The sequence below is a fragment of the Saccharopolyspora tripterygii genome, from assembly GCF_054778355.1.
Genome location: NZ_BAAGZP010000001.1, coordinates 393,305 through 412,765 on the forward strand (window position 1 = coordinate 393,305; position 19,461 = coordinate 412,765).

Annotated in this window: 22 protein-coding genes; 17 read left to right on the forward strand and 5 right to left on the reverse strand. The window is 71.1% G+C overall.

Annotated features, from left to right (window positions below; genetic code table 11):
* Window positions 1-30: 30 nt before the first annotated feature.
* On the reverse strand, window positions 31-675 hold the full coding sequence (locus ACYVF3_RS02055; protein WP_461152583.1) for an MBL fold metallo-hydrolase: 645 nt from the start codon (window positions 673-675) through the stop codon (window positions 31-33).
* 195 nt (window positions 676-870) lie between these two features.
* Between ACYVF3_RS02055 and ACYVF3_RS02060 the strand changes: the two genes are divergently transcribed.
* The 5 genes from ACYVF3_RS02060 to ACYVF3_RS02080 all read left to right on the forward strand — a co-directional run bounded on the left by ACYVF3_RS02060 (window position 871) and on the right by ACYVF3_RS02080 (window position 6,783).
* Window positions 871-1,098 carry a DUF2795 domain-containing protein gene (locus tag ACYVF3_RS02060; RefSeq protein WP_461152584.1) on the forward strand — a complete coding sequence of 76 codons (228 nt, stop codon included), beginning with the start codon at window positions 871-873 and terminating at the stop codon, window positions 1,096-1,098.
* Between the two features lie 317 nt (window positions 1,099-1,415).
* Window positions 1,416-2,312 (forward strand): DUF4231 domain-containing protein, encoded by an 897-nt coding sequence (locus ACYVF3_RS02065; protein ID WP_461152585.1) that lies wholly within the window; start codon window positions 1,416-1,418, stop codon window positions 2,310-2,312.
* Window positions 2,313-2,326: 14 nt separating this feature from the next.
* Window positions 2,327-4,255, forward strand: a complete 1,929-nt coding sequence (locus ACYVF3_RS02070; protein ID WP_461152586.1) for a TIGR04222 domain-containing membrane protein — start codon at window positions 2,327-2,329, stop codon at window positions 4,253-4,255.
* Window positions 4,256-4,330: 75 nt separating this feature from the next.
* Complete coding sequence (locus tag ACYVF3_RS02075; protein ID WP_461152587.1) at window positions 4,331-5,191, forward strand: M15 family metallopeptidase; 861 nt, start codon at window positions 4,331-4,333, stop codon at window positions 5,189-5,191.
* Window positions 5,192-5,421: 230 nt separating this feature from the next.
* The gene (locus ACYVF3_RS02080) at window positions 5,422-6,783 is read left to right on the forward strand and encodes a lipase family protein (protein ID WP_461152588.1); all 1,362 of its coding nucleotides are present in this window, start codon (window positions 5,422-5,424) and stop codon (window positions 6,781-6,783) included.
* A gap of 54 nt (window positions 6,784-6,837) precedes the next feature.
* On the opposite strand, the gene ACYVF3_RS02085 is transcribed toward ACYVF3_RS02080, so the two are convergent.
* On the reverse strand, window positions 6,838-6,981 hold the full coding sequence (locus ACYVF3_RS02085; RefSeq protein WP_461152621.1) for an MmyB family transcriptional regulator: 144 nt from the start codon (window positions 6,979-6,981) through the stop codon (window positions 6,838-6,840).
* Window positions 6,936-7,157 (reverse strand): helix-turn-helix domain-containing protein, encoded by a 222-nt coding sequence (locus ACYVF3_RS02090; protein WP_461152589.1) that lies wholly within the window; start codon window positions 7,155-7,157, stop codon window positions 6,936-6,938. Before ACYVF3_RS02090 ends, ACYVF3_RS02085 begins: the two co-directional genes overlap by 46 nt.
* A gap of 152 nt (window positions 7,158-7,309) precedes the next feature.
* Here ACYVF3_RS02090 and ACYVF3_RS02095 point away from each other — a divergent pair, with 152 nt between their 5' ends.
* From ACYVF3_RS02095 to ACYVF3_RS02150, 12 genes are all read left to right on the forward strand, one after another.
* Complete coding sequence (locus ACYVF3_RS02095; protein WP_461152590.1) at window positions 7,310-7,729, forward strand: nuclear transport factor 2 family protein; 420 nt, start codon at window positions 7,310-7,312, stop codon at window positions 7,727-7,729.
* Window positions 7,726-8,574, forward strand: a complete 849-nt coding sequence (locus ACYVF3_RS02100; RefSeq protein ID WP_461152591.1) for an NAD(P)H-binding protein — start codon at window positions 7,726-7,728, stop codon at window positions 8,572-8,574. Before ACYVF3_RS02095 ends, ACYVF3_RS02100 begins: the two co-directional genes overlap by 4 nt.
* 59 nt (window positions 8,575-8,633) lie before the next feature.
* On the forward strand, window positions 8,634-9,320 hold the full coding sequence (locus tag ACYVF3_RS02105) for a GOLPH3/VPS74 family protein (protein WP_461152592.1): 687 nt from the start codon (window positions 8,634-8,636) through the stop codon (window positions 9,318-9,320).
* Window positions 9,321-9,423: 103 nt separating this feature from the next.
* Complete coding sequence (locus ACYVF3_RS02110; protein ID WP_461152593.1) at window positions 9,424-10,188, forward strand: PIG-L deacetylase family protein; 765 nt, start codon at window positions 9,424-9,426, stop codon at window positions 10,186-10,188.
* A 256-nt stretch (window positions 10,189-10,444) separates the two neighbouring features.
* Window positions 10,445-12,919: a LuxR C-terminal-related transcriptional regulator gene (locus tag ACYVF3_RS02115; protein ID WP_461152594.1), complete on the forward strand. Its 2,475-nt coding sequence runs from the start codon at window positions 10,445-10,447 to the stop codon at window positions 12,917-12,919.
* Between the two features lie 265 nt (window positions 12,920-13,184).
* Window positions 13,185-14,306 carry a WXG100 family type VII secretion target gene (locus ACYVF3_RS02120; protein ID WP_461152595.1) on the forward strand — a complete coding sequence of 374 codons (1,122 nt, stop codon included), beginning with the start codon at window positions 13,185-13,187 and terminating at the stop codon, window positions 14,304-14,306.
* A 15-nt stretch (window positions 14,307-14,321) separates the two neighbouring features.
* The gene (locus tag ACYVF3_RS02125) at window positions 14,322-14,651 is read left to right on the forward strand and encodes a hypothetical protein (RefSeq protein WP_461152596.1); all 330 of its coding nucleotides are present in this window, start codon (window positions 14,322-14,324) and stop codon (window positions 14,649-14,651) included.
* Window positions 14,648-15,463: an ESX secretion-associated protein EspG gene (locus ACYVF3_RS02130; RefSeq protein WP_461152597.1), complete on the forward strand. Its 816-nt coding sequence runs from the start codon at window positions 14,648-14,650 to the stop codon at window positions 15,461-15,463. Before ACYVF3_RS02125 ends, ACYVF3_RS02130 begins: the two co-directional genes overlap by 4 nt.
* 25 nt (window positions 15,464-15,488) lie before the next feature.
* Window positions 15,489-15,890, forward strand: coding sequence for a YbaB/EbfC family nucleoid-associated protein (locus tag ACYVF3_RS02135; RefSeq protein WP_461152598.1), 402 nt, complete (start codon window positions 15,489-15,491; stop codon window positions 15,888-15,890).
* Window positions 15,890-16,207: an ESX-1 secretion-associated protein gene (locus ACYVF3_RS02140; protein ID WP_461152599.1), complete on the forward strand. Its 318-nt coding sequence runs from the start codon at window positions 15,890-15,892 to the stop codon at window positions 16,205-16,207. The genes ACYVF3_RS02135 and ACYVF3_RS02140 overlap by 1 nt, the downstream gene beginning before the upstream one ends.
* Entirely contained in the window at window positions 16,204-17,361 is a 1,158-nt protein-coding gene (locus ACYVF3_RS02145; protein ID WP_461152600.1) for a WXG100 family type VII secretion target, read from the forward strand. The genes ACYVF3_RS02140 and ACYVF3_RS02145 overlap by 4 nt, the downstream gene beginning before the upstream one ends.
* Window positions 17,362-17,414: 53 nt before the next feature.
* Complete coding sequence (locus ACYVF3_RS02150; RefSeq protein ID WP_461152601.1) at window positions 17,415-18,359, forward strand: LysR family transcriptional regulator; 945 nt, start codon at window positions 17,415-17,417, stop codon at window positions 18,357-18,359.
* Here the strand turns inward: ACYVF3_RS02150 and ACYVF3_RS02155 are convergent.
* Window positions 18,283-18,474, reverse strand: coding sequence for a hypothetical protein (locus ACYVF3_RS02155; RefSeq protein ID WP_461152602.1), 192 nt, complete (start codon window positions 18,472-18,474; stop codon window positions 18,283-18,285). The genes ACYVF3_RS02150 and ACYVF3_RS02155 overlap by 77 nt on opposite strands.
* A 39-nt stretch (window positions 18,475-18,513) precedes the next feature.
* The gene (locus tag ACYVF3_RS02160; RefSeq protein ID WP_461152603.1) at window positions 18,514-19,314 is read right to left on the reverse strand and encodes an ion transporter; all 801 of its coding nucleotides are present in this window, start codon (window positions 19,312-19,314) and stop codon (window positions 18,514-18,516) included.
* Between the last annotated feature and the right edge of the window lie 147 nt (window positions 19,315-19,461).

Sequence of the window (19,461 nt, forward strand, 5' to 3'; positions counted from 1 at the left end):
TGCGTGAGGATCGGCTGATGGAGTGGTGTTTCAGGTCGCCGGCTGGGTGAGGCCTCGCAGCGCTTCGTCGACGCAGTCGGCCCAGCGGCGATCGCCGAGGTCGGTGACGCCGGAATCGCCGACGAAGGCGCTGGAGATCACCGTGGTGGGGTTGAGGTCGGCAAGCGCCCGGAGGGTGTCCGCCAGCGAGTCGCGGTCGCTGTGACCTGGGATGTAGCCGGCGAACCAGGCGCCGTCCTCGCCGCGGACGAGGGTGTCGCCGGTGAACAGGTAGCTCTCGCCGTTCGCGCCCGGCACCAGGAAGCAGGCGCTGCCCGGGGTGTGGCCGGGAGTGGGAATCACCTCGAAACCGGGTGGTTCGGTGCTGCGGCGGTCGAAAGTGCCGTCCACGGCGCAGGTCTCGGCCACGATCGGCGCCTCGACGGCGGTGCTGTGAAGCGTCGAGCCGAACCGCTGCTTGACGGTGCTCAGTGACGGCGCGATCTCGTCCTGGTGGCTGAGGTACTGGCGCGCGACACCGCCGAGCTCGGCGATCTCGTCGAACTCCGACTCCAGCGTGGTGTTGTAGAACAGCACGTTCCCGCCGGGTGCCGTCCAGAGGTAGGCGTGCGTGTTCAGGCCGGGGAACGGGTGCTCGGCTTCGGTCTCCCAGAGGTCGGGCCGGATCTGCTTCATCGTGTCCTCCTGTTCGTCGTTCCTGCGGACGACGCTAGGAGTTCCAGTTAGCTCGAAGTCAAGCGATAGCTGGTCCACTCCGCGGCCCGTCACCGACTCCGGTGATGTGCGGCCGGCGCGGTGATAAGGATCGGGCTGAGTGGGTACTCCTGCGGTCGGTGCGCTGTCATCGAGCGCCACACGAATGGAGGGACCATGACCAAGCGCGACGAAATGCGGGTGGACAAGGCGCTGCAGGGCCTCGAGTTCCCGGTCGACCGCGAACGGATGGTCGATTTCGCCACCGACCGCGAAGCCGACGCCGAAACCCTCGCCGCACTCCGGTCGCTGCCCGCGGGCCAGTACGCCAACAAGGACCAGGTCCTCGACGCCGTCCCCCAAGAACCCGAAGGAGACGCCCCAGGAGGCACAGCCCGAGGCTGACCCGACCTTCACCCGGTTCGCTCGGCGTCCATCGCCTCACCAGGTCCCAGTTTTAGTCCAAACCGAGGGGCATTCGTGCCCGAAATGTCGGCTCAGTTTGGACTAAAACTGGGACCTGCCTAGCACGTGCGGTGTCGCTGGGGTGGGCGGGCTGTCGTTGGGCCGAAGTGGTTCTGGTTGGGGTTTTGCGGTCGCTCTGGGGGCTCGTGTCGCTACCATGCGTGCCTGGCGTGATCATCGGGACTTCGCGTGGTGGAGCGGAAGGTCGGTGGTTTCGCCGGTGAGATTGTGCGACGGCGAGAGGGAGAGCGGCCGGTATGACGACCAGCGAGAAGGCGGCGCCGGTTCTCGACCACGGTGACTTACCCGGGCTCTTCCAGGCCGCTGACGAGGTCTCCGTCGTCGGTCAGCGCCGGTACTTGCGGGCCGTGCGGGGGCGTTTGCTGCTCTCGGTCCTCGCCGCGATCTCCGCTGCGTTCACGATCCCCGCCGGGTCCGCCGACGTCGCTGCGATCGGTACCGCGCTGTTCTTCGTCGGGGCGCTCAGCGTCGACATCCTCGTGCTGCGCAGCCACTCCAACCAGGCCTGGTACCAGGGCAGGGCGCTCGCCGAATCGACCAAGACCCTCGCCTGGCGCTACGCCGTCGGCGGGGCACCGTTCCAGACCGGTCTGCCGGAGGCCGATGCCGACCGCGTGTTCGTGGACCGGCTCGCCAAGCTGCGCACGGATTTCGGCTCGGTCCCGCTCCTGCCGAGCCGCGCGAGCGCGATCAGCGGCCGCATGCGGTCCCTGCGCGACGCGGGCTTGGCCGAACGCCAGCAGGCCTACCTGTCCGACCGCATCGATGACCAGCAGACCTGGTACGCCGACAAGGCCAAGTTCCACCAGCGGCAAGCGGACATCTACCAGCGGCTCATGCTCGTGTGCGAGCTCGTCGGCATCGCCGCCGCGCTCGCGAGGGCCTTCGGCGTGGTCGACTTCGACCTCGCCGGGATCGTCGCCGCGACCGTGTCCGGCCTGGCCGCCTGGACCAGCGCCCGGCAGCACTCGACCACCGCGCACGCCTACGTCGTGGCGACCCACGACCTCGGGCTCGTCCGGGAACACCTCCGCCACCACTCGGACGAAGCCGGGTGGGCCGCGGCGGTCGCGGACGCGGAAGCGGCCATCAGCCGCGAGCACAGCACCTGGCGCTCCTCCCACGGCGAGTAGGCCTCGGAGGTCTCATGAGTTTCACGTCCGAGACGAACATGAACGTGAACATGAACGTGGCCGGGCCGTACCTGATCGCCTTCGGAGCGCTTCTGCTCCTCGCGGTGGTCGCCAGAGCAGGGGCGTACTTCTGGGCTCAGTCCAAATCGGTTGTACGAGAACCGATCTCGCTCGGCCCCTACGAGGTTGCGCTGCTGACCGGTCGTGCGACCCGCGTTGTCGAGACGGCGCTCGCGTGCTTGGCGGATGCGGGCGCGGTCCTCGTGAGCCACAGCCAGTTCTCGACCTACGCAAGAGGTCCCCGCGCGGATCAGCCGGTGGTCGACGGCGTGCAGCGGCAGGTGCTGGACCTGCTGACCAAGGAGACGACGGCCCAGAGCCTCGCCCGGAAGTTCGCCCGCACCGACACCGGTGCGCACCTGCGGCGACGGCTGGAATCCGGGGGATACCTCCTCGACTTCCCGAACCACCTGCGGCTCAGGCTGATGGGCCGGATGCTCATCCCGCTCGTCCTGCTCACGATGGTTCTCGTGCAGCTCGGGGGCGGGGTCGGGACGAACGCGACCATCATGCTCCTCAACATCGAGGTCCTGGTGTCCGCGATCGTCTGGTTGTGGTGCGAGCACTCGTTGACCTTGACGCGCACCCGCTCGGGCCAGCGGACGAAGCGGGAGATCGGATCGCTGGTGCGCAAGCATCAGACCGGGGAAAAGCAGATGAGGAGCGAGAAGGTCCCGGATCGGAAGAAGGTCCAGCAGCTGCGGGAGGCGGTCTCCGAGCGCGCCGGGGAGTGGAACCTGTCTCCCGGATGGATCGGCTCCGCGCCGGGGATCGTGCCCTTCATGGGGTGGATGGGATACCTGGCCGAACGAGCCGAGCACTGGGATTCCGCATCGCGCCGCCCGCTCGGTTCCCTGCTCCCCGCGCGGAAAACCGGCCCCGACCGCCGCGTCGGGTGGCTTCTCCGAGCGCTCGGCGCGCTCTGCGCCGTGGCGGCGCTGCTGGTGTTCTGGGTCGTGGAATTCGGCTGGGGCGCGATCGCGCTGTTCGTCGGTTGCTGCCTGGTCGGCGCCGGCTTGGCGACGCGCGGGCGGAAGCACCTCGCGGTCGAGGGGCGGGAGGCGCTGCGGAGCGGTCAACGGCCGCCGGTGCTCTACCTCCGCTCGTTCGCCCACGACGCGCTGCTCGAAGGGACCTCGCCGTTCCGGTCGCTGATGACCGCGCTGGGCTCGCGGTCCTCCTACATCGAGGAGATCGCCCGGGCCGTCCGCAACTTCGGGACTCTCGTGGCGATCGGAGATCCGGGGTCGCGGTTGCCCGGCTTGGGCCCTGCGCAGATCTACGTCGAGCCGGATTCCACGCGTCCCGGCCAGGATCTCCAGCGGTGGCAGGCCGAAGTGCTCGGCCTCCTGCGAGGTTCCGCGCTGGTGCTGATCTCGGCGGGTTACAGCGACGGGCTGAGGTGGGAGTTCGCGCAGGCGACGGCGAACGTGCTGCCGGAGCGGCTGGTCGTCTTCGTCCCGCTCAACCGCGCTCAGTACGCGCGGTTCCGGGAGCTCACCGAGGCGTACTTCCCGGCCGGGCTTCCCGCGGACCCGCGCAAGAGCTCGACCTGGGGGAAGGAGCCCGTCTACGGGTTGGTCCACTTCGACCGCGACTGGACGCCGCACTTCGTCCCGTTCCGCCCCCACGCGATGCTGCAGCTGCACCTCGGGCGGGTCGCGGTCCGGCTGAGTTTCCGGCGCATGCGGAATCGGCTGATGCACGCCCTGTACCCGGTCTTCCGGAGCAACCAGGTGATCTGGTCGGGCGTTGAGATCCCGGTCTTCTTCGGCCGGACGAGCCGCAACCGGATCGTCGGCGGAACGTCGTACCTGCGCGCAGTGCTGGTGCTGGTGCTGGTGGGCCTCGCGTTGGTTTTGATGTTCGGCGGGCACGGCTGACGGGACCGGGCCGGTCGCCGCGATGGGGTTGTCGCCGCACTTCGCGAATCCTCGGACCGGGTTATCGTGACCTGCATGAGCTGGGGTTTTCGGTTGTTCGCACTCGTGGTGCCGGTCGTGTTGGCGGTGGCGGCGTGCGGTGGAGGAGCGCCGCCCGGGCCTGCTCCGGCGCCGCCCGCGCCCAGTGCTCCCGCCCCGAGCCCCGGCCCTCCGCCGGCTCCTGCGGTGCAGGTGAAGCAGGCTCCGGAGGGGTTCGTGCGGTTGCACGACGTCGACCCGTCGATCGTCGAGGAGATCCGCTACGCGACCCCGCACAACTTCACCGGTGATCCCGTGCCCGGCTACGACGAGCCGATGTGCGTGGTGACCCGCCCGCTCGCCGAGGCCTTGCGCAGGGCGCAGCAGCAGGTCACGGCCCAGGGCTACACGCTCAAGGTCTACGACTGCTACCGGCCGCAGCAGGCCGACGATCGCTTCGTCGAGTGGGCGAAGGACGTCCCCGACCAGCGGATGAAGGACGAGTTCTACCCGGGCATGGACAAGTCGCAGCTGTACTCCGGCGGCTACATCGCCGAGGACTCCGGGCACAGCCGGGGGAGCTCGGTGGACCTGACCCTGGTGCGGCTGCCCGCGCCGCCCCAGCGGCCTTACACGCCGGGGGAACCGCTGGCCTCCTGCACCGCCCCGGTCGGACAGCGGTTCCCGGACAACAGCGTCGACATGGGGACCGGCTTCGACTGCTTCGACGACCGGGCGCACACCGATGCCCCGGGCGTGACCGGAGAGGCCCGCGCCAACCGGGATCTGCTGCGCGACGTGCTCACCTCGGCCGGCCTGGAGGGCTACGCGAACGAGTGGTGGCACTTCAACCTGCCGCAGGAACCGTTCCCGGACGAGTACTTCGACTTCCCGGTCAACAGTGCGGCCTTCCGCTGATCTGCTCGAACAGCGCTGCCGCGGTCCACTGGCGACGCCCGCATCGTTGCGCCGCGCAACTTCGCGAGTGTTGTGTCGTTGTTCACTTCGGAGTCGACGACAAGCCGGGGGTGCGGCTCGACACCGCGCGCCCCGGTACGCCGTGCCGGGGCGGGTGACCTCACCTGCTCGGACCGCGAACCGATCGACTTGCGCAGTTCGCACCATCCGATGACGCAGGGAGCGACCGCATGTCCCGTTCCGTTCACCGCTCGCCTTCCGCAGCGCGCAGACGCGCGCGCGGACTGATCACCGTGACCGCGTTGTCGCTGGCGGTCGGTGGCGTGCATGCCGCACCGGCCACCGCGGCCGACGACACGCCGGCCACGCCGGGCATGGTCAGCGCGGGCTTCTACGACCCGCCGGCCGAGCTTCCCGAGGCGGACGGGGCCCTGGTGCGCACCGAACCGCTGCCGCTGGCGCTGAGCCTGCCGAGCGTCGGCGGGAAGCAGCTGCCCGGCACGGCGACCCGCCTGATGTACAAGACCACCGACTCCAACGGGAAGCCCGCGGCGGTGACGGGCGCCTACATCGAACCGTCGGCGCCGTGGAAGGGTGAGGGTCCGCGCCCGGTCGTGGCCGTCGCGCCGGGAACCATGGGTCAGGGCGACTCCTGCTCGGCCTCCCAGGGCTTGGAGCGCCCGATCGCCTTCAACGGCGACCACGTGTCGGTGGGCTACGAGGACATCGCGATCTACCGGCTGCTGGCCGAGGGCAACGCGGTGGTGGTCACCGACTACGTGGGCCTGGGCACCACCGACCGCCTGCACACCTACGTGAACCGGATCGACGGTGGTCACGCGGTGCTCGACGCCGTGCGGGCGGCCCGCTCGCTGCCCGAGACTTCGATCACCGACGAGTCGCGCGTCGCGCTCTACGGCTACAGCCAGGGCGGTGGGGCGACGGCCTCCGCTTCCGAGCTGCAGCCCACCTACGCCCCGGACGTGGAGCTCGCGGGTGCCTACGTCGGCGCGCCCCCGGCGAACCTGACCGAGGTCATCGAAGGCATCGACGGCAGTGCGCTGGTCGGTGCCATCGGGTGGTCGCTCAACGGGTTCATCCAGGCCAACCCCGAGTTGAAGCCCATCGCCGACGAGCACATCAACGACGACGGCAAGGCCGCGCTGGAAGACCTGTCCTCGCGGTGCATCGGCGACGGCATCGCGCGCTACGCCTTCGGCAAGACCTCCGCCTGGACCAACGACGGCGAGAGCCTCGGCGAGGTCGTGGAGGCCGAACCGGCGGTCCGCGAGATCCTCGACCGCCAGCTCCTCGGAACGACGAAGCCGGCCACGCCCGTCCGCGTCACCACCGGCGTGAAGGACGACATCGTGCCGCACGACCAGGCCCGCCAGCTGGCGGTGGACTGGTGCTCGGCAGGCGGTGACGTGACCTACACCCCGGTCGAGCTCCCGGACCTCGGCAAGGGGCTGATCACCAACCACGTCACGCCGCTGCTCGCCGACCAGGGCAACGCGATCTCCTGGATCACCGACCGGCTCTCCGGAGCCCCGGCGTCCAGCAACTGCGACACCCTGCCGGAACAGCCCTGACGCGACGGGGCCGCGGGCACCGCGCCCGCGGCCCCGCTGCGCGGCCGGCCCGGTTCAGAGCCGGGTGAGGGCTTCGGCGCTGGAGGTTCCGGGGTCGGCCGTGTACAGGATCAGCTGGAGGTTGCTGCCGGGCAGCAGCAAGGTCTGGAGGGTCAGCTCCAGCTTGCCCAGCCGCGGGTGGTGCAGGTGCTTGCGCAGGCTCGGCCGGCTCCGCTGACCGAGACGCCCGCTCGCGCGGCGACCTCTTCGCGGCGCAGCCCGGGAGTGCGCCGGGCACGGCGCCCCGGCGGGTTGACGGCGCTCGGCGGCATCCGGTCCGGGCGCAGCGCCTCCCGTCGCCTGCGCAGGAAATCGGCCAGATCGGCTCTGCTCACCCGATCAGGATGGCACGGCTCCGCTCTCCTGGGCACGGACCGGCAGTCCGGGGCTTAGCAGGCAGTTCCCGGGCAGCAGCGCGGCGTCCACGCTCGATGTCACCACCTGTCGAGCACTGGAGGGAACAATGCCGCGCACTCCTGAAGAAGTGATGCGCACACTGCTGGACCTGATGTTGGCCGGGGACACCGACGCCGTGGCCGAGTTGTGGGCGGAGGACGGCACCGCCGAATTCCCCTTCGCCGCCGGGGATTCGCCGCGCGAGCTGGTGGGCCGGGACGAAGTCCGCCGCTACCTCGCCGATTTCCCGCAGGTCTACGACATGCGCGAGGTCCCGGCGATCACCGTGCACCAGACCCAGCGGCCGGACACCGCGATCGTCGAGTACCACGCGACCGGGCTCTCGCTGCGCACCGGGAAGTCCTACCGGATGGACTACGTCGTGGTCATCACCGTCCAGGACGGGCTGATCACCCGGTTCCGCGACTACTGGAGCCCGCTCGCCGCGGCCACGGCCTCGGGAACGCTGCCCGAGCTGATCGACTCGCTGAGCCCGGAGGCACTCCGATGACCCGGGTCCTGGTGACCGGAGGTACCGGCAAGACCGGGAGCGCGCTGGTGGAGCTGCTGCGCCGCGACGGCGTGCCGGTCAGGGTCGCCAGCCGCAACCCGGTGATCGGTGATCCCGATTCGGTCCGGTTCGACTGGCACGACCCCGCCACCCACGCGGCGGCGCTGCGCGGCGTGGACGCCGTGTTCCTCGTGGCCCCGGTGAACACGGTGGACCCGATGCCGCTGGTCGGTCCGTTCCTGGCCGAGTCGCGGCGTCTCGGGATCCGCCGCGTGGTCCTGCTCGGCTCCGCGATCGTGCTGCCCCACGCCCCCAGCGCGCTGGAGATGGCCGACGAGGTGAAGGCTCAGCCGGGATGGGTCGTGCTGCGCCCGTCGGCGTTCATGCAGAACCTGCTGAGTCCGCACCCGGTGGGCGAGCGGATCCGGCGGCACGGGGAGATCCGGACCGCAGCGGGGGACGGGCGGGTCGGCTGGATCGACGCGCACGACATCGCCGCTGCGGCCTTCGCCCTGCTGCGCCCCGGGACGGAGGCAGGCGATCAGCGCGACTACCTGCTCACCGGCCCGAAGGCCCTGAGCTACGGGGACGCCGCGGAGATCATCGCCGCGAGCACCGGGCGTCCCGTCCGGGTGGTCCCGATCAGCACGGACGAGCAAGCGGCCCACTACCGGGCGAGCGGGGTGTCCGACGAGTTCGCCGCCAGCCTCGCCGCCGTGGAGGACGGCATCAGGGCGGGACGGGACGACCAGGTCAGCACCGCGGTCCTCGACCTGACCGGCCGCCCGCCGCGCACGCTCGAGGAGTTCGCCCGCATCCACGCGGCGGACTGGTCCGCGGCTTGAGCATGCCGCTGCGGCATGGTGCATGGTCTCCCTCGCGGCACGATTCCGAGAGGGAGACCATGCACCACGACACGTTGATCGTCGAAGACCTGATGCTGCTGCTGCTCCACGACGAGCACGGGACCATCGCCGGGGAGGGCACCCTCCACCACACCCTCGGCGGGGCGATGCTCGTGGAGCTCGCGTTGGGCGGGGCTGCCGACGCCGACGAAGGCCGGGCGAGCCTGAACGGCCCCGAGGTTCGTGCGGTCGGGGACGTGCCGATCGAGGACCCGTTGCTCCGGTCCGCTTACGACGTCGTCGCGGAGAAGACCCAGCGCATGCAGCCGCTCCTGCTCCAGATCGGCAGTGGCCTGCGGGAGGCGGTGACCGACCGGCTCGTTGAGCGGGGTCTGGTGCGGCGCGAGGAGAAGCGCGTGCTGGGGATCTTCCGCAGCACCCGGTGGCCCGCCGAGGACTCCCAGCACGAAGCCGACCTGCTGGAGAACGTGCGCTCGGTCCTGGAAGACGGCGCGGAGCCCGATCCCCGCACGGCGGCGGTGATCGCACTGCTGTCGTCCAGCGGCGCGCTGCCGACGCTGCACCCCACCCCGAAGTGGTCGAGCCGAGTCGCCACCCGCGCGAAGGAGATCGAGCAGGGCAGCTGGGGAGCCTCGGCCGTGAACGCGGCCGTCACCCGGACGGCCGCGGCCATCGCGGCGTCGAGCGCCGCCGTCAGCGTCGCCGTGATCGCCGGAGTCCAGTGACACCAGGCCGGAAAACTGCTGTTCGAAGTACTTCTGGCCTGCAGCGGAGCGGCGGGCGCGGGTGCAGAATCGAGGCATCGCCGAGGAAGGGGGCTCGTGCGCGATGACCGAGTTGCTGCCCGCTCTGCCCGAGGAGACCTTCCAGCGCGTGCTCTGCGTGGTCGCTCACCCGGACGACATGGAGTACGGCACGTCCGCTGCTGTCGCGCGGTGGACGGCGCGGGGTGTGGACGTCGGATACCTGCTGCTCACGCGGGGTGAGGCGGGGATGCCGAATCCTCCGGAGGAGACCGCGCGGTTGCGGCTGCAGGAGCAGCGGACCGCGTGCGGGACGGTCGGCGTCGAGCACCTCGCCGTCCTCCAGCATCCCGACGGCGTGCTGGTCCACGGCCCGGAGCTGCGGCGGGACATCTGCCGGGAGATCCGCCGGTTCAAGCCGGACGCCGTGATCGGCATGCCCTTCGAGATCGAGACGCCGATGGGGTTCAACCAGCCCGATCACCGCGCCGCCGGGCTGGCGACCGTCGACGCGATCAACGACGCGGGCACCCGGTGGATCTTCCCCGAGCAGATCGACGACGAGGGCCTGGAGACCTGGAGCCCTCGGTGGTTGCTCATCCCGGGGATGCCCGGGGCGGGGGACGCGACGCACGGGGTGGACGTCACCGGCAGGCCGGTCCAGCTCGGGGTCGCCTCGCTGGAATCCCACGCCGCGTACCTGGCGGCGCTCCCGGACCACCCCGCTCCGGCGGATTTCATCCCGAAGATGTTGGCCATCAACGGAAAACTGCTCGGCGTGGAGCACGCGGTGCTCTTCCGCGCCGTCGACCGCCATGCGCCCCCGCCTCTTCTGGACGATCTGGCCTGACCCGTCGTTCGCGAGGTCACGACCGTCCCTCGGACGGGACTTCGGCTCGCGCCCGGTGTGATCTCACTCGTTCGGTGCTCGCGCGGAGGTGCGGCGCGGGTAAGGTCAGCACTACCTACTCGTGAGTAGATAGTTGCTCGCCGGCTGCGCTGAACGACGGTCGTTCTGGCAAAACCGGCGTGTGGCAGGGGTGTTCGTCCGTAGGGTGACGAGCGGGCCGGATTGTCGCTGAACAGCTGGGGGTGGCGTGACGTTCGTGGGGCGGCACGATTCGTTGCGCGTCCTCGCGGAGGCCGCCTCGGCCGCGAAGGTCGGGCAGGGCGCACTGGTCATGGTGCGAGCCGATCCCGGGCTCGGTGTCACGAGCCTGCTCGAAGCGCACATGTCGGCCATGCGCGATTCAGGCTTGCGCCTCTACCGGATCCCGGTGCTGCGGCCGGGTGGTCGCACGTCGCTGTCGGAGCGGGTGCCCGAGCTGGACGAGCCCGCGATGGTCGTGATCGACGAGCTGCACCAGGCCGATGACGGGACGCTGCTCGCGCTGCACGCCCTCGCCGAAGACGTCTACAGCAGGCCGCTGCTGATCGTGGCGGGCAGGCATCGCCGCGTCGCGGCCCAGCGGTTCGCCGCGCTCGACAGGTTCGCCATCGTGCACGACCTCGAACCGCTCGACACCGACGCCGTCAACGCGATGCTCGGCGAACCCTCGCCGCGCGCCGCGGACGCCTGCGGCAACCCGTGGCTGCTGAGCCGGATCCACGCCGCCGACCGGCCCGCGCAGGTGACGGCGTGGGCCGCGGACCTCGCCGGGACCGACACCCACCTGCTGCGCTGCGCCGCGCTGCTGGGCGAGGCCGCTTCCGTCGACGAGCTCGCGGCGGTGACCGGTGCGACGCCGAGCGAGGTGCTCTCCGGGGTCGCGAGGCTGACCGCGCAGGGGCTGGCCGAGGAATCGGCCGGCGAGGTGCGGTTGCGATATCCGTTGCTGCGCAAGGACATCGTCTCGACCTCCACCGGTCTGCGGGGATCGGTGGCCAAGGTGCTCGCCGGGCGCGGTGCCCGCGTCGAGCGCGTCGCCGAGCACCTCGTGCACGGCACCGCCGATTCCTGGACCGTCGACTGGCTCACCCAACGCGCCGAGGCGCTGACCGCGCGGGCCACGCCGTCGGTGGTGTTGCTGCTGGAACGGGGAGTGGCCGCGCTGCAACCCGGCGACCCGAGACTGCCTCCGCTGCGCGCGGCGTGGGTGGAGGCGCTGCTGTGGAGCGGGCGGACGGACCGGGCCCGGCGCGCCGCCACCGAAGGTCTGCTGGCGCAGCCGGACCAGTCGATCCGGTACCGGCTCCTCGCCGTGCTGGGCATCATCGCCAGCGGCGAGTTCACGCCAGAACCCGTCCTCCAGGTGCTGGAAACCGTTCGGGGAGAAGGGGATCTGCCGCCCCGGCTCGCGGTCCTCGACGCCTACGCCCAACTGCTGTCCGGGGACATGGAGGCCACGCAGCGCGCGGTCGCGGCGGCCAGCCCCGCGGCGGCCGACGATCCCCTCGTCGAGGTCTACCTGTGCAACGTCCGGACCATCGGGCTGTGCCTGCTGCGCGACTACACCGGCGCGCGCGAACAGCTGGACCGGGGCGCGGTGCTGCTGGAGATCTCGGCCTACGATCGGGCCCAGTGGCTGATCTCCCGGATGCTGCGGGCGTTGCTGCAGAACCTGGAGCACGATCCGGACGTGCTGGAGACCATCGAGCAGGCGAGGCCGACCGCCCGCGACCTGGGACTGGGCTTCCTGCCGTGGCTGCACACGATCGCCGCCGTGGCCGCGCTGAACTTCGGCGAGTGGGACCGGGCGCTCACCGAGGTCGAGGACGCGCTCGCGCTCCCGCACCAGCACGGCATGGCGGGACCGCTGCACGCGGTGGCGGCCACGATCCTGCTCAACCGCGGGGACCTCCCGGCGGCCCGCGCCCACGCCGAGCTCGCCGATCAGGCCCCGATCTACGGGGTCGCGATGTTCTACGAGTCGCTGATGATGGTGACCCGCGCGGTGCTGGCCGGTGTGGACGGAGACCTCGGGCGCGCGATGGAGATCGTGCGCGACGTCGTCGAGCGCAACGTCGGCATGCGGCACGACCGCTCGATCGCGCCGGTGTGCGTTCCGCTGGTGCGCATCGCCGTCGCGGGCGGGGAGAAGGAGCTCGCGCTCCGGCTGATCGACCGGATGCGGGAGTGGAGCGACGAGGACGACGCCAAGGTGAACTACTGCGTGAGCCTGGTCGACGGGGACGTGGACCGGCTGCTCGCCGCCGCGCAGGACTTCACGGAGAACAGCACGCCGCTCGTCGCCGCGCAGGCCGCGCAGGACGCGGCGGTGGCGCTGGCCGCCTCCGGCAGGTCGGCGGCTGCGAAAGCCGCCTACCAGAGCGCGATCGACAAGTACGCGGCGATGGCCGCCCACCGGGAGATCGACCGGACCGCCGCCAACCTCCGCTCCTACGGCGTGCAGTTCGGTGCCTCCGGCCCGCGCGGACGGCCCAAGCACGGCTGGGAGAGCCTCACCGGCGCCGAACTGCGGGTGGTGGAACTGGTCGCGCGGGGACTGACGAACCGGGAGGTCGCCGAGCGGCTGATCCTCTCGGTGCGCACCGTCGACTCGCACGTTTCGCGCGTCCTGCGGAAGCTGGACTGCTCGACCCGGCTGGAGCTGGCCGTCAAGTTCCGCGACAGGGCGTAGGTGTGTGGGTGGGGGAAGTTTTCATGAAAACTTCCCCCCGTTCCGCGAACACCAGCAGGTCCTTGCACTGGGCCGATGTGCGCCTCGCCGGCGCCCGCCCGCGCAAAGATCAGCAACATTGCTGATGTTTCGGCACCGGCCTTCTGATGATCTGTAGGTGTTGCGCTGGGGGGCGCGGTCGGCACGGGGGCCGTAGCACGTTCGGACCCCGTGCCCTGCACATTTCGGCCGTCGCACCGGCCGATCAGAGGAAGGCAGACCGGACATGACCGAATCCGGACAGGCGGACGTCGTCGCCGTGGCGTCGGCCGGCGTGCACGACCTGGTGAGGGCGACCACCTCCGTGCTCGAAGGCGCCGGACCGGTGGGCGAGGTGGGCGCGCCCGTCGTGCACACCCTGACGAACGTCTGGGAGGGCTACTTCGGCGCCCCGATCCCGCCGGAGGGCACCAACTGGAACGCCTACACCCACGAGCAGCTGTACGCGATGGTGTGGGAGAACGCCGACGTCGCCGACGTCACCGGTGTCGCCGACGAGTGGGGCAGGCACAGCACCGAGCTCGCCGGGCACGCCGATTCCTTGCAGCGCAACCGTTCTGCGATGCAGGGCCACTGGAACAGCGAGTCCGCCGAGGCGGCGGGCGGCAGGCTGGGGCTGATCGGTGACCGGACGTCCGGGGTGGGGCAGCGTGCGAGCACGGTCTCGCACGCCGCTCAGAACGCGGGCGACGCCCTGTCCTCCGCGCGCAACGCGATGCCACCGCCACCCGGGGACGCGACCGGCGCTGTGGCCGGTACCGGTGTCGCCGGAGCGGGCGCGGGTGCGGTGATCGGCGGCGTCGTCGGGGCTGCCGCGGGCGGTGTGGGAGCCGTTCCCGGCGCGATGATCGGCGCCGCTGTGGGAGCGGCCGCGGCCGGGGGCACCAGCATGTTCCTGGCCTCCGCCAACGCCGCTGAGAAGAAGGCGGAGGCGGTGCACGTCATGTCGCAGTACGAGGCGACCCTGCGCCGCAGCAGCACCGCGATCGCTCCGGACGCGGCGGGCGCCGCCTGGGGGTCGGCGCCCGCCGCGACCAGCGCGGCCGGGTTCTCCGGGTCCGGGACGTCGGTCGGAGCGCCCACCGGCGGTGCGCCGTGGGGGAAGTTGGTCGGTGGTCCCGATCCGCTGGGAGGAGCGGGACGCGTCGGTGCCGGACTGGGGGCTCTCGGCGCTGCTCGTGGGCTGTTCGGCGCGGGTGGCGCCGCCGGGTCGAACGGCATGGCCCCGGGACGGGGCGCGTCGGCAGGTGGTGACGACGACGAGCAGGTGCACGAGAACAAGCTGCCCACCATCGACCAGGGACTGTTCGACGACGACCGACCGGCGAGCGCGCCGGTCATCGGCTGAGAGGGGAGCGGACCGTTGAGCAGTGGATACCGCGTCACGACCGACGATCTGGCCGCGCAGGTCAAGGAGCTCTCCAAGGTCGGCGAGCAGGCCGACGGGCTGGTGACCTCCGCGCGGCAGCTGGCCGAGCGGATGCCGATGCTGGGCACCGCGCCACCCGCGCTGCACCTGGCGATGCGGCTGCGGGAGAGCGCGGGTGAGTCCGGGCTGACGCGGGAGATCACCGCCGCGCACGCCGAGATCTCCCACTTCCACACCGCTCTGCGCGATACCGCCGACGGCTACGAGCACAGCGACACCGCAGCCGCCGACGCGCTGCGCGACGCGGACGGGCGGGTCACATGACGACCGCGATCGCCCGCCCGCAGGGCGAGGGAATCCACTTCGGACAGGTCGAGCTCGACCTGCTGGCCACCCACGCGGGAGTGCCGTGGCCCTTCCCGCTGAGCATCCCGTCCTTCGGGCGCATCGACGGGGAACGGGACGTGCTGTTCGCGGCCGCCGGGCAGACCTTGCGGATGCGCGGTCTCGCCGACGAGGACGGTCCGGCCGGTGCCGCGGCCGAGCTGGTCGCCGCGCTCCGGCAGTACCGCGGGACGCTCGACCTGGTGCTCGTCGACGAGTCCGGGACGACCGGTCTCCTGGCGATGATCTACCGGTCCTCGGCGCTGATCTTCGAGCAGCCGCTCGACGGCGATCCCGCCGGAACGGTGCGGATTCGCCGGATCGCCTCGAACGCGCTGGTCGACGAGATGGTGGCGCTGGTCCCGGAGCGCGCTCCGGTGAAATCGATGCCGATCAACCTCCCGCGTCGCGTCGTGGACGACGTCGCCGAGCTCAACGCGATCGCCGACGACCGCACCAAGCAGCGGCGCTTCCGCGAGCTCGTCCGGGACTCCGGCGGCGATCCGGGGGCGCTGGACCGGCTGGTGAGCGCGCTTCCCACGCTCCTCGGTCGCGGCCAGCTCGGTGCTACCCGGCACACCTGCGCCGGCGATCGGCGCCAGGGGATGGAACTGTCCTGGTTGGACGGACCGCACGGGCGGCTCCGGGTGAGCAGGACCGAAGCCGGCTGGGTGAGCATCAACCCGCTCCGGCCTGCCGTCGTGCGGGCGGCTCTGGCGGACCTGGTCGCGATCGCGCGCGAGCAGCGCTGACCCGAACTCCCCGAAAGGACCTGAGGTGAACTCTGCACAGCAGTGGCTCGCGGACTACGACGCGACGCTCGCGCGCGCGGCCGCCGACGCGAAGGCGGCCGGCGAGGGGCTCAAGCACGTCAACGGCACGGCGTCGTCGCCGCGCGGTGAGATCTCCGTGCAGGTCGGGCCCAGCGGTGCGCTGGTGGACATCCGGTTGACCCCGGCCGCCCGCGCTCTGGAGGCCGAGAAGCTCGCCCAGCTCATCCTCGCCACGACCCAGCAGGCGCAGCGGATGGTCGGCACGCAGGTCGTGGAGATCATGACCGATTATCTCGGTGATGGGCCCGCGCTGGAGTTCGTCCGGGAGAACATGCCCGTCGACACCGATGAGCCGGGCCCGCAGGACGACGACGACTTCTTCGACAACCCGAGGGTGATCGTCTGATGAGCGCACCATCCGGAGACTTCCGCGTCGACCACGAGCAGATCCGCACCCACGCGGGAACCGTGGCGGGCCTGTCCGACGTGCTGTCGGCTACGGCCGGTGCGATGACCGGCGGGCCCGGGGCCAACGCGCTGGGCACCTTCCTGGAGTTCGCCACAGCGGGGCTCGGTGACGCCATTTCCCAAGCGGCGCAGTCGGTCTCGGGCGCATCGGGCGTGCTGGACAGCGTGAGCCGCGGGCTCACCGGCAGCGCCGAGGACTACCAGCGCGCCGACGACGACGGCGTCGCGCTGCTGCGCGAGGGGGAGAGCCGGTGAGCGCCGAGATGAGCATCCCGCTGGGTTCGGCCGGGACCATGAGCCTGGTCGCCGACGTGCGGTCCACCAACGACGCGGTCCGCGGCGGCGGGTGGGACTCCGGGAGCTACGGCTCCGCCGACGCGTCCGGTGGTGCGACCGGGTATCCGCTGTCGGCGCTGGTGGGCTCGGGTTTCGGGTTCCTCGCCGATCTCGTGCCGTTCCTGGGCGAACCGCTGCAGCAGCTCGCGGGCGACCCGGGTTCGATCACCTCCAGCGCGCAGAGCCTGCAGGACGTCGGCAGCGGGGTCGCCTCGATCTCCGACTCCTACGGCCAGGCGGCCGGTCCGGAGACCAGCGGCTGGTCCGGGTCGGCGGCCACCGAGTACCTCAAGACCGCGGCGGAGCTCGTCGGCGGGCTCCGGGGGATCGGTGAGGCCAGCACCGGGCTGGGCGAAGCGCTGGCGGGTATGGGGGAGGCGCTGGCGAAGACGGCGAACGAGGTGACGATCCTGGTCAACGAGGCCGTCGGCCGGATCGTGCTCATCATGAACCAGGCGCTGGCCGCTGCGCAGGCGACGTTCGGCGCGAGCATCGCCGCTGCGATCCCGCAGGTGGTGCAGGTCGCCGCCGAGTACGGCGCCCGGATCTCGGGGCACATGGGCAACCTGCTCGCCAGCGCTCAGGGTCTGCTCGGGCACGTGGACGAGATCACGAAGGTGCTCAGCGCGGTCGGCGGAGTGGTCTCGAAGATCGCCGATCAGGCCGAGCAGGTCACCGCCGGTTCGACGGCACCGGGCGGTCCCGGCGCTGCTTCCGCGGTGTCCGCAGCGGGTCCCGCGCTCTCGGCGGGCGGGCCCTCGACGTCCCCGGGCCTGACCAGCGCGGCATCGGTGTCCGCGACGGGAGGTGCGCCGGGGATTCCGAGCGCCGGCGGCGTGGCCTCCGTCGGGCCGATACCGGGCGCGACCCAGTCGGCCGGAGCGAGCGCGGGAATCGGTGGGGGAGCGCCCTCGGGCGCAGGCGGTTTCGGCATGGGCCCCTTCGCCCCGCAGCAGAAGCAGCAGCAGTCGCAAGAGGATTCCGAGCTCTCGTCATCGCTGTCGGCGCGGCTGTCGGGCGAGCTCGACTTCCCCGAGCGCGACGACCCCGAGTACGGTCCGCGTCACCCCTGACCTCAACTCATCCGGGCGATCCCGCGGCGGTGATTCAGCGATACCGTCGATGAGTGGAGTTGAGGCAGGTCGAGCACTTCCTGGCGGTGGCGCGGAGCGGGAGCTTCACGGCGGCGGCGCAGCAGGTGCACATCGTGCAGTCGGCGCTGAGCGCCTCGGTTCGCCGGCTGGAGGACGAGCTCGGGGCCGCGCTGTTCGAGCGGACCACCCGGCGGGTGGTGCTGACCGAGGCCGGACGCGCGCTGCTCCCGGTCGCGAACCGGCTGGTGGACGACGTCGCGGCGGCCCGAGGTGAGGTCGCCGCGGTCGCCGGGATGGACCGGGGACGGGTGTCGATCGGCACCATCCAGGCGCTCTCGGTGGTGGACCTGCCTCGGGAGCTGGGTGCGTTCCAGGCTCAGCACCCGGGCGTGCGGATCCACGTGCGCGACGGCAAGGCGCCCGACCTGCTGGCGGCCATCGATGCGGGCGAACTCGACCTCGCCTACCTGGCGACCAACGGGAACCCGCCCAAGGACCTGACCTGCTACGCGCGGTGGACGCAGCGGCTCGTGCTGGTCACCTACCCCGGGCACCGGCTCGCCGGTCGGCAGCGGGTCCGGCTCGACGACGTCGCGGGCGAGCCGTTCGTGGACTTCGCCGGGAGTTCCATCCGGGACCTGGTCGGCAACCGCTTCGCCGATGCCGGCCTGCGGCACACCCCGGTCTGCGAGGCCACGCACCTGCCGCTGCTGCTCGACCTGGTGTCGGCCGGGCTGGGGGTGACGATCGTGCCGCGGTCGGTGGCCGAACGGGCGGGACTGCCCTTCGCGCAGATTCAGAAGGCCGACTTCGAGCGGACGCTCTACCTGGCCGGACGCGGCCCCGACCTGTCCAACCCGGCAGCCCGGGCGCTGCTGGAGCATCTCACCAGCGAACGCCTCACCAGCGGCTCGGTGCGAGCACCAGCGCGAAACCGGCCAGCGCCAGGCAGATCGCGAGCGCGGACCAGCCGATGAGCGCGGCGACGCCCGCGAAGGCCAGGGCGTGCAGGCCGAGCACGCGCAGCACACGCGTCACGTCGGGCACCGGCGAGGGACGCACCTCTCCGAGGTATTCACGACCGCTGGTCATGCTCCCAGTCTTGGCCGCACGAGCCAGCTGGTCCAACGCTCATTTGCGCTGGTATTCAGCTCTGTAGGCGCTGGGTTCGGCGGGCGGCTCGGGCTCGTACTCGGACTCGGACTCGTGGAGCCCCATCTGCACCGAGCGGCGGATCTGATCGCGGTTCTCGCGCACGACCTCGGTGAAGAACCGGTCGGTGCGCTCGTCGTTGAGCACGTCGAGGATGACCCGGATCGTGGTGTCCACGATGGACTTGACGATCTCGTCGTGGAACGGCAGGTGCTTGATCCGGCCCACCTGCTGGTCGTTCTTGAGCTTCTCGGTGACGATCTCGCGCAGCACCTCCCGGTGCTCGCCGAGCGAGCGCGCGACGTTCTCCGGGTAGTGGCCGGTTTCGACGACCTTGACGACCTCGTCGAGGACGGCCACGGTGATCGGCTTCTTGATGGCGAGCACGATCGGCCGCGAGAAGCGCTCGATGATCCGCTGCGAGATGCGTTCGCCGAAGGCCCGGTCGGCGGTGCGGGCGAGCCGCATCAGCAGCACGACGACCCGCAGCAGCCGGAACCCGCGCAGTGCGGGGTGGGCCACCGGGATCATGCCGAGGATCTCGTACCAGCTCTGCAGCGGGAACCGCCGTGTCCAGCCCGTCTCCCGCCACCGCCACAGGAACTCGACGAAGAAGACGCCGCAGATCACCGTGTCGATGATGAACACGGTGTGCGCCGTCTCGTGCGAGGTGTCGAAGAAGGTGGCGTAGCAGAGGAGCGCGAGCGAGAACACCGCGAGCACGAGCATCGCGATGTCCAACGTGGGCGTCCGGCGGAGTGCCACGGTTGCGCTGGTCATGGTCGTGATTGTGTCTCACGTTCATCCCGGCCCCGGAGCACCCGCCCCGAGCACGGGTGGTTCTGGTGCGCGCGGCCCGGGAATTCCCAGTTTTAGTTGTGGTGTTCGGGGAGGTTGGTCAGTCGGGTGATGGGTGGTTGGCCTCCG